The organism is Enterobacter cloacae complex sp. IR53030, assembly GCF_049238365.1.
GTDB lineage: Bacteria > Pseudomonadota > Gammaproteobacteria > Enterobacterales > Enterobacteriaceae > Enterobacter > Enterobacter kobei.
This window is the reverse complement of record NZ_JBMKHA010000010.1, coordinates 157372-165732: the sequence shown is the minus strand read 5'-3', so window position 1 is coordinate 165732 and position 8361 is coordinate 157372. Positions and strand designations below refer to the sequence as shown.

Annotated in this window: 12 protein-coding genes; 10 read left to right on the top strand and 2 right to left on the bottom strand. The window is 53.6% G+C overall.

From position 1 onward, the window contains the following. Positions 1-259: hypothetical protein (locus ACOTXR_RS12700; RefSeq protein ID WP_421767040.1), on the top strand; the 259-nt coding region annotated here is incomplete at its 5' end. A gap of 179 nt (positions 260-438) precedes the next feature. Here ACOTXR_RS12700 and ACOTXR_RS12695 read toward each other — a convergent pair. Beyond that, a complete protein-coding gene (locus ACOTXR_RS12695; protein WP_023296458.1) occupies positions 439-705 on the bottom strand; it encodes a DinI family protein in 267 nt (88 codons plus the stop codon). Positions 706-804: 99 nt separating this feature from the next. Between ACOTXR_RS12695 and ACOTXR_RS12690 the strand changes: the two genes are divergently transcribed. From ACOTXR_RS12690 to acpS, 9 genes are all read left to right on the top strand, one after another. After that, positions 805-1044, top strand: a complete 240-nt coding sequence (locus tag ACOTXR_RS12690; protein WP_421767039.1) for a hypothetical protein — start codon at positions 805-807, stop codon at positions 1042-1044. Further along, complete coding sequence (locus ACOTXR_RS12685) at positions 1044-1433, top strand: S24 family peptidase (RefSeq protein ID WP_042889558.1); 390 nt, start codon at positions 1044-1046, stop codon at positions 1431-1433. Before ACOTXR_RS12690 ends, ACOTXR_RS12685 begins: the two co-directional genes overlap by 1 nt. Positions 1434-1587: 154 nt before the next feature. Continuing rightward, complete coding sequence (gene lepA, locus ACOTXR_RS12680; RefSeq protein WP_014884847.1) at positions 1588-3387, top strand: translation elongation factor 4; 1800 nt, start codon at positions 1588-1590, stop codon at positions 3385-3387. A gap of 16 nt (positions 3388-3403) precedes the next feature. Then, entirely contained in the window at positions 3404-4378 is a 975-nt protein-coding gene (gene lepB, locus ACOTXR_RS12675; protein WP_014884846.1) for a signal peptidase I, read from the top strand. Between the two features lie 222 nt (positions 4379-4600). Beyond that, complete coding sequence (gene rnc, locus ACOTXR_RS12670) at positions 4601-5281, top strand: ribonuclease III (RefSeq protein WP_010434072.1); 681 nt, start codon at positions 4601-4603, stop codon at positions 5279-5281. Then, positions 5278-6183: a GTPase Era gene (gene era / locus ACOTXR_RS12665; RefSeq protein WP_058691195.1), complete on the top strand. Its 906-nt coding sequence runs from the start codon at positions 5278-5280 to the stop codon at positions 6181-6183. The genes rnc and era overlap by 4 nt, the downstream gene beginning before the upstream one ends. A gap of 18 nt (positions 6184-6201) precedes the next feature. Beyond that, positions 6202-6909, top strand: a complete 708-nt coding sequence (gene recO, locus ACOTXR_RS12660) for a DNA repair protein RecO (RefSeq protein ID WP_058691230.1) — start codon at positions 6202-6204, stop codon at positions 6907-6909. Between the two features lie 54 nt (positions 6910-6963). After that, positions 6964-7695 (top strand): pyridoxine 5'-phosphate synthase, encoded by a 732-nt coding sequence (pdxJ, locus tag ACOTXR_RS12655; RefSeq protein WP_058691196.1) that lies wholly within the window; start codon positions 6964-6966, stop codon positions 7693-7695. Beyond that, entirely contained in the window at positions 7695-8075 is a 381-nt protein-coding gene (gene acpS / locus ACOTXR_RS12650) for a holo-ACP synthase (RefSeq protein ID WP_014884843.1), read from the top strand. The genes pdxJ and acpS overlap by 1 nt, the downstream gene beginning before the upstream one ends. Here acpS and ACOTXR_RS12645 read toward each other — a convergent pair. After that, positions 8072-8332, bottom strand: coding sequence for a YfhL family 4Fe-4S dicluster ferredoxin (locus ACOTXR_RS12645; RefSeq protein WP_014884842.1), 261 nt, complete (start codon positions 8330-8332; stop codon positions 8072-8074). The two genes, acpS and ACOTXR_RS12645, sit on opposite strands and share 4 nt — an antisense overlap. Between the last annotated feature and the right edge of the window lie 29 nt (positions 8333-8361).

Below are 8361 nucleotides of genomic sequence, written 5' to 3'. Positions count from 1 at the left end.
TAGCCCACAACGTGCAGATGCCACAGTCACTTATTCAGCACAGGGCGATGTGCTTACAGTTACGGTGGACGGAAAAGTACATTCTTTCGATTTCTCCGATCTACAGGCCGAGACTCTTACTGAGTTCGCATCATCGTTTCCAATCTGCCCTCTACTCTTTGTTAAGAGGGCAGATGAGGGGATAGTTGTTTCTGCACTCCACTTTTACGGGCCTGACGCCGAAGAGAGCGAAAAAGTAGCTTCTGTTATTAACCTGTAATAGATGGGTAAGGCTCAGGACAACATACCGAATCAACCTCAGAAAGAGGTGAGGGGCGTGGCATTGCAGGAACCAGATACGTAAAGAAAACCGCCACCCATCGTATGCAAGAACGGGCAGCGGCTGGTTGCTCAGTGTTCATGCCCGAGCAAACGTGGGGAATATTACACGATAGATAGTTAAAGCCCAACCTGGCGAACAGTAGGAGACTCAGAGGTCAGCCACATGTCAGAATCTTCAAACATCTCCTCCAGCATGCGGTTCAGTTTTTCCCGATCGCTTTTGCTGGCGTCGCTATTCAGGCCGTTTGCCTGCATCGGCTTCACCTTCACTTCGGCATCAGGGAAAATCTGATGCACCCGCTTCGTCAGCTCTGCCAGTATGATTTCTCTGGCCCCTTCTAGCCCTTCAACATTTCGCTTGTCATAAACCAGTTCAACAAACATACCGATCCCCTCTTAAGTGAAAATTGCCTGTGCTTGATCTGTTTTCATAAAAATACTACTGTATATGCATACAGTCAATGTGCGAATGAGGGTTCGTTCATGCCTCGTCAACCAGATATTCGTGCCGCTTTTATTGCGGCCATACAGCAAAACCCGAAGGGCTATCTCTGCCTGCATACAGACAAATTCATCGCCGAACTGCAGGAGAGGCACTGGCATTTCAGCCAGGAGGATGCAAATTCATGGATCGAGCGATACCAGCCGGACTTCGCAGATAAGACGACCGACGGAAGCGACAACCGTTATTGGATCCTACGTAACATGGGGAGGGTTTTCTAATGGGCTTTCCTTCGCCAGCTACGGATTACGTTGAACAGCGTATATCGCTTGACGAGCGCATCATCACCAGGCCAGCGGCTACGTACTTTATGCGGGCCGGTGCAACGCATTACCGGGAAGGTATCCTCAACGGTGCTTTGCTGGTTGTCGACGCGTCACTGTCTCCATGTGATGGTTCATTGCTGGTTTGCACAGATAGCGGTGAGTTTAGGATTAAGCGGTATCGCACACACCCGCGGCCACACCTGGAAAACCTTGAGAACGGTAAACGGGAGAGTTTGCCAGATAAGGATGAGGTATCCGACACTTCGCGTCCGGTATTTGGGGTGATCACGTATATCATCAACGACGCGCGGTCTGGCGAGTTCGACGACTGCCCGGTGATGTAACATCGTATGTTAATGAAGAGATCGTATGCTGACGATTTCGGCGCTACAGTGTAATATGCAGGCCAGTCGTTGATGGGGTAGTTACTGTGGGATGTCCACCGCTGTGTCCATCAAGAACCAATTATCTGCATAGCGAGTTAAAAAATTCATATTTATGAAGAACATAAGAAACTTCTCCATTATTGCTCACATTGACCACGGTAAGTCGACGCTGTCTGACCGTATTATCCAGATTTGCGGTGGCCTGTCTGATCGTGAAATGGAAGCCCAGGTTCTGGACTCCATGGACCTGGAACGCGAACGCGGTATCACCATTAAGGCGCAAAGCGTTACGCTGGATTACAAAGCGGCTGATGGAGAAACCTATCAACTGAACTTTATCGACACCCCAGGCCACGTTGACTTCTCCTATGAAGTATCACGTTCGCTGGCGGCCTGTGAAGGTGCGCTGCTGGTCGTCGATGCAGGGCAGGGTGTTGAAGCCCAGACCCTGGCAAACTGCTATACCGCGATGGAAATGGATCTCGAGGTTGTGCCGGTTCTGAATAAAATCGACCTGCCAGCTGCCGACCCTGAACGCGTCGCGGAAGAGATTGAAGATATTGTCGGCATTGACGCGACGGATGCCGTGCGCTGCTCCGCGAAAACCGGTGTGGGCGTGACCGATGTGCTGGAACGCCTGGTGCGTGACATCCCGGCCCCGGAAGGCGACCCGGATGGCCCACTGCAGGCGCTGATCATCGACTCCTGGTTCGATAACTACCTTGGTGTTGTCTCTCTGGTGCGTATTAAAAACGGCACCATGCGTAAAGGCGACAAAATCAAGGTGATGAGTACCGGACAGGTCTACAACGCCGACCGTCTGGGTATCTTTACGCCAAAACAGGTTGACCGTACCGAGCTGAAATGCGGCGAGGTAGGCTGGCTGGTTTGTGCCATTAAAGACATCCTCGGCGCGCCAGTGGGCGATACCCTGACCGGTGCGCGTAACCCGGCAGATAAAGCGCTGCCAGGCTTTAAAAAGGTGAAACCGCAGGTTTACGCGGGTCTGTTCCCGGTCAGCTCAGATGACTATGAAAACTTCCGTGATGCGCTCGGTAAATTGAGCCTGAACGATGCTTCCCTGTTCTACGAGCCAGAAAGCTCAACGGCGCTGGGCTTCGGTTTCCGCTGTGGCTTCCTCGGCCTGCTGCACATGGAGATCATTCAGGAGCGTCTGGAACGTGAATACGATCTGGATCTGATCACCACCGCACCGACCGTTGTGTATGAGGTAGAAACCACCTCGAAAGAAGTGATCTACGTCGATAGCCCGTCCAAGCTGCCGCCGCTGAACAATATCCACGAACTGCGTGAGCCGATTGCAGAGTGTCACATGCTGCTGCCACAGGAGTTCCTGGGCAACGTCATTACGCTGTGTATTGAGAAGCGTGGCGTGCAGACCAACATGGTCTACCACGGTAACCAGGTGGCGCTGACCTATGAAATCCCGATGGCGGAAGTGGTACTCGACTTCTTCGATCGCCTGAAGTCTACCTCCCGTGGCTATGCGTCCCTGGATTACAACTTCAAGCGTTTCCAGGCCTCCAACATGGTGCGTGTGGACGTGCTGATCAACGGTGAGCGTGTGGATGCGCTGGCCCTGATCACCCACAACGACAATGCGCCGTACCGTGGTCGCGAGCTGGTTGAGAAAATGAAAGATCTGATTCCGCGTCAGCAGTTCGACATCGCGATTCAGGCGGCCATTGGTAACCACATTATCGCGCGTTCTACGGTGAAACAGCTGCGTAAAAACGTTCTGGCGAAGTGCTACGGCGGTGACGTCAGTCGTAAGAAAAAGCTGCTGCAGAAGCAGAAAGAAGGTAAGAAGCGTATGAAGCAGGTCGGTAACGTTGAGCTGCCACAGGAAGCATTCCTTGCCATTCTTCATGTTGGTAAAGACGGCAAATAACCTTTAAGGAGTTGGCATGGCGAACATGTTTGCCCTGATCCTGGTCATTGCTACCCTGGTGACAGGTCTGCTGTGGTGTCTGGATAAGTTTATCTTCGCCCCAAAACGCCGTGAGCGTCAGGCTGCCGCACAGGCAGCCACTGGCGACCAGCTGGATGCGAAAACCCTGAAAAAAGTCGGCCCGAAACCGGGCTGGCTGGAAACGGGCGCCTCGGTATTCCCGGTGCTGGCCATTGTGCTGGTGGTGCGATCGTTTATTTACGAGCCGTTCCAGATCCCATCCGGTTCAATGATGCCAACGCTGCTGATTGGTGATTTTATTCTGGTAGAGAAGTTTGCCTACGGCATTAAAGATCCTATCTACCAGAAAACGCTGATCGAAACCGGTCATCCGAAGCGTGGCGACATCGTGGTGTTCAAATACCCGGAAGATCCGCGTCTGGACTACATCAAGCGTGCGGTTGGCCTGCCGGGTGATAAAGTGACCTACGATCCGGTCGCCAAGGAAGTTACCGTTCAGCCGGGCTGCAGTTCTGGCACCGCGTGTGAAAACGCACTGCCCATCACCTACTCAAACGTTGAGCCGAGTGATTTTGTGCAGACCTTTGCCCGTCGTAACGGCGGTGAAGCGACCAGCGGGTTCTTCCAGGTGCCAAAAGGCGAAACCAAAGAGAACGGTATTCGTCTGGTCGAGCGCAAAGAGACGCTGGGTGATGTGACTCACCGTATCCTCACGGTGCCAATCGCGCAGGATCAGGTGGGTATGTATTATCAGCAGCCGGGTCAGCAGCTGGCGAGCTGGATTGTACCGCCGGGACATTACTTCATGATGGGGGATAACCGCGATAATTCTGCGGACAGCCGTTACTGGGGATTTGTGCCTGAGGCGAATTTGGTCGGTAAAGCCACCGCAATCTGGATGAGTTTTGAGAAACAGGAAGGCGAATGGCCTACCGGTGTACGCCTGAATCGCATTGGCGGAATCCATTAATTCTCAATAAATGAACGCGTAGCCGCTTTAATTAGCGGCTACGTGAATTATTTCCTCGATAAATCTCTTTGAACTAACGACATCCCCTGTCGTTGTGTATAGAATATTCCCCCGAAGTTTAAGGTTGGCCCTGCAAGGGTGCCACGGCACACGAAACCGCGTTGGTTTTCTCAGGTCGGTTTCGTGTGCTGCATTTTTGACGCATTCATTTATTGGTATCGCATGAACCCCATCGTAATTAATCGGCTTCAACGGAAGCTGGGCTACACTTTTCATCATCAGGAGTTGTTGCAACAGGCATTAACCCACCGCAGTGCCAGCAGCAAGCATAATGAGCGTCTTGAGTTTTTAGGCGACTCAATTTTAAGTTTCGTGATTGCGAATGCGCTTTATCATCGTTTCCCGCGTGTTGACGAGGGGGATATGAGCCGCATGCGTGCCACGCTGGTTCGGGGGAATACCCTTGCGGAAATCGCGCGCGAATTTGAACTGGGCGAATGTCTGCGTCTTGGGCCGGGTGAACTGAAAAGCGGCGGCTTCCGTCGTGAATCTATTCTTGCCGATACGGTCGAAGCATTAATTGGTGGTGTGTTCCTGGACAGCGATATCCAGACCGTAGAAAAGCTGATCCTCAACTGGTATCAGAGCCGTCTGGACGAAATCAGCCCGGGCGATAAACAAAAAGATCCGAAAACGCGTCTGCAGGAATATTTGCAGGGCCGTCATCTGCCGCTGCCATCTTATCTGGTGGTGCAGGTACGTGGTGAAGCGCACGATCAGGAATTTACCATCCATTGCCAGGTCAGTGGCCTGAGTGAACCGGTGGTGGGCACAGGTTCAAGCCGTCGTAAGGCTGAACAGGCTGCCGCCGAACAGGCGTTAAAAATGCTGGAGCTGGAATGAGCGAAGAAGAAACGTATTGCGGATTTATTGCCATCGTCGGACGTCCGAACGTCGGTAAATCCACCCTGCTGAATAATCTGCTTGGGCAGAAGATTTCTATTACCTCGCGTAAGGCGCAGACCACGCGTCACCGCATTGTCGGCATCCATACTGAAGGCGCGTATCAGGCGATCTACGTCGATACTCCGGGCCTGCACATGGAAGAGAAGCGTGCCATTAACCGTCTGATGAACAAAGCGGCGAGCAGCTCGATTGGTGATGTAGAACTGGTCATTTTCGTTGTGGAAGGCACCCGCTGGACACCGGACGACGAAATGGTGCTGAACAAGCTACGTGACGGCAAAACGCCGGTCATCCTCGCGGTCAATAAAGTTGACAACGTGCAGGAAAAGGCTGACCTGCTGCCGCATCTTCAGTGGCTGGGCAGCCAGATGAACTTCCTCGATATCGTTCCGCTATCTGCAGAGACTGGCCTGAACGTCGATACCATCGCGGGCATCGTGCGTAAGCATCTTCCGGAAGCGATTCATCACTTCCCGGAAGACTACATCACCGATCGTTCTCAGCGCTTTATGGCGTCTGAAATCATCCGTGAAAAGCTGATGCGTTTCCTGGGCGCGGAACTGCCGTACTCTGTGACGGTGGAGATCGAGCGTTTCCAGACCAACGAGCGCGGCGGCTACGACATTAACGGTCTGATCCTCGTTGAGCGTGAGGGGCAGAAGAAGATGGTGATCGGCAACAAAGGTGCCAAGATCAAAACCATCGGTATTGAAGCCCGTAAAGACATGATGGAGATGTTTGAGGCGCCGGTTCACCTGGAGCTGTGGGTGAAAGTGAAATCTGGCTGGGCCGATGATGAGCGTGCTCTGCGCAGCCTCGGTTACGGCGAAGACCAGTAACCTAAGACGACGAGTATGATGGAAGGATGGCAGCGCGCCTTCGTCCTGCATAGTCGTCCCTGGAGCGAAACCAGCCTGATGCTGGACGTCTTCACGGAAGAGTCCGGTCGCGTGCGCCTTGTTGCGAAAGGCGCACGTTCCAAACGTTCTAATCTGAAAGGTGCCCTACAGCCTTTCACGCCGCTGCTGGTCCGCTTTGGTGGGCGAGGGGAAGTGAAAACCCTGCGCAGCGCTGAAGCCGTCTCCCTGGCGCTTCCTCTTTCTGGTATCACCCTGTACAGCGGTCTGTATGTCAATGAACTCATCTCGCGGGTTCTTGAACATGAGACTCGCTTCTCTGAACTTTTCTTCGATTATCTGCACTGTATCCAGGCCCTCGCTGGGGCAACCGGCACGCCTGAACCTGCCTTGCGACGTTTTGAACTGGCGCTGCTGGGGCATCTGGGATACGGCGTCGATTTTCTGCATTGTGCGGGAAGCGGAGACGAGGTCGAAGAAGCGATGACCTACCGCTATCGGGAAGAAAAAGGGTTTATCGCCAGTATCGTGATTGATAACAGTACCTTTACCGGGCGCCAGCTTCGGGCGCTTTATGCGCGCGAGTTTCCCGATCAGGACACCCTGCGCGCAGCAAAACGCTTTACCCGGATCGCCCTCAAGCCGTATCTTGGCGGCAAGCCCTTAAAGAGCCGCGAATTATTCAGGCAGTTTATGCCAAAACGTTAACGTTGCCCTCTCCCGGAGGGGGAAGGGAAATGAACCAAAATACCGAGGATTGTCATGGCTGAATTACTGTTAGGCGTCAATATTGATCACATTGCCACGCTGCGTAACGCACGCGGCACGGCTTATCCCGATCCGGTTCAGGCGGCATTTATCGCCGAACAGGCTGGCGCCGACGGCATTACCGTTCACCTGCGTGAAGACCGCCGCCACATCACCGACCGCGACGTGCGTATTCTGCGTCAGACGCTGGATACGCGCATGAATCTGGAGATGGCGGTCATGGAAGAGATGCTGGCCATTGCCTGCGAGACTCAACCCCATTTCTGCTGCCTGGTGCCGGAAAAGCGTCAGGAAGTGACCACCGAAGGCGGTCTGGATGTGGCTGGGCAGATCGATAAAATGCGCGATGCCTGCAAACGTCTGGCGGATGCCGGTATCCTGGTTTCCCTGTTTATCGATGCCGACTTCGCGCAGATCAAAGCCGCAGCGGACGTTGGCGCGCCGTATATCGAAATTCACACTGGCTGCTATGCCGATGCCAAAAACGATGCTGAGCAAGCCAAAGAGTTGGAGCGTATTGCCAAAGCGGCCACCTACGCGGCGAGCCTGGGGCTGAAGGTTAACGCCGGACACGGCCTGACCTACCATAACGTTAAGGCTATCGCTGCCCTGCCGGAGATGCATGAGCTGAATATCGGTCATGCGATTATTGGTCGTGCGGTGATGAGCGGCCTGAAAGAGGCGGTCTCAGAAATGAAACGCCTGATGCTGGAAGCGCGTCAGTAATGGCCATTCTGGGCTTAGGCACTGATATCGTTGAGATAGCCCGCATAGAAGCGGTGATCGCCCGTAGCGGCGAGCGCCTGGCAAGACGCGTGCTCAGCGATAACGAATGGGCCATCTGGGAAGCGCATCAGCAGCCGGTGCGCTTTCTGGCAAAACGTTTTGCGGTAAAAGAGGCGGCAGCCAAAGCGTTCGGTACGGGCATTCGTAACGGCCTGGCGTTTAATCAGTTTGAAGTATTTAACGACGAACTGGGCAAGCCGCGCCTGCGGTTATGGGGCGAGGCGCAAAAGCTTGCGGAGAAACTGGGCGTGAATCACATGCATGTGACGCTCGCGGACGAACGTCACTACGCCTGCGCAACGGTGATTATTGAAAGCTAGAGTTTGTCCGCGTGGTGCAGCAGGACAAACTTATCCCACAGCTGCTCTTCACTCTCAACGTGTGCCGGATCCTTCAGGATGGTATTCGGGATCGGGCACACTTTCTGACAGGTCGGCGTTTCATAGTGGCCGACGCATTCGGTGCAGCGGTCGCTGTTAATCTCATAAATGCTGTCGCCCATCGAAATCGCCTGGTTCGGGCATTCCGGTTCGCACATATCGCAATTGATGCATTTTTTGGTAATTAGCAGCGCCATCAGGAAATTCTCAGAAACATCACAAACAG

Bases quoted from the DNA above. Each gene is read 5' to 3' on its own strand.
- ACOTXR_RS12695 (WP_023296458.1), bottom strand. From the start codon at position 705: ATGTTTGTTGAACTGGTTTATGACAAGCGAAATGTTGAAGGGCTAGAA.
- ACOTXR_RS12690 (WP_421767039.1), top strand. From the start codon at position 805: ATGCCTCGTCAACCAGATATTCGTGCCGCTTTTATTGCGGCCATACAG.
- ACOTXR_RS12685 (WP_042889558.1), top strand. From the start codon at position 1,044: ATGGGCTTTCCTTCGCCAGCTACGGATTACGTTGAACAGCGTATATCG.
- lepA (WP_014884847.1), top strand. From the start codon at position 1,588: ATGAAGAACATAAGAAACTTCTCCATTATTGCTCACATTGACCACGGT.
- lepB (WP_014884846.1), top strand. From the start codon at position 3,404: ATGGCGAACATGTTTGCCCTGATCCTGGTCATTGCTACCCTGGTGACA.
- rnc (WP_010434072.1), top strand. From the start codon at position 4,601: ATGAACCCCATCGTAATTAATCGGCTTCAACGGAAGCTGGGCTACACT.
- era (WP_058691195.1), top strand. From the start codon at position 5,278: ATGAGCGAAGAAGAAACGTATTGCGGATTTATTGCCATCGTCGGACGT.
- recO (WP_058691230.1), top strand. From the start codon at position 6,202: ATGGAAGGATGGCAGCGCGCCTTCGTCCTGCATAGTCGTCCCTGGAGC.
- pdxJ (WP_058691196.1), top strand. From the start codon at position 6,964: ATGGCTGAATTACTGTTAGGCGTCAATATTGATCACATTGCCACGCTG.
- acpS (WP_014884843.1), top strand. From the start codon at position 7,695: ATGGCCATTCTGGGCTTAGGCACTGATATCGTTGAGATAGCCCGCATA.
- ACOTXR_RS12645 (WP_014884842.1), bottom strand. From the start codon at position 8,332: ATGGCGCTGCTAATTACCAAAAAATGCATCAATTGCGATATGTGCGAA.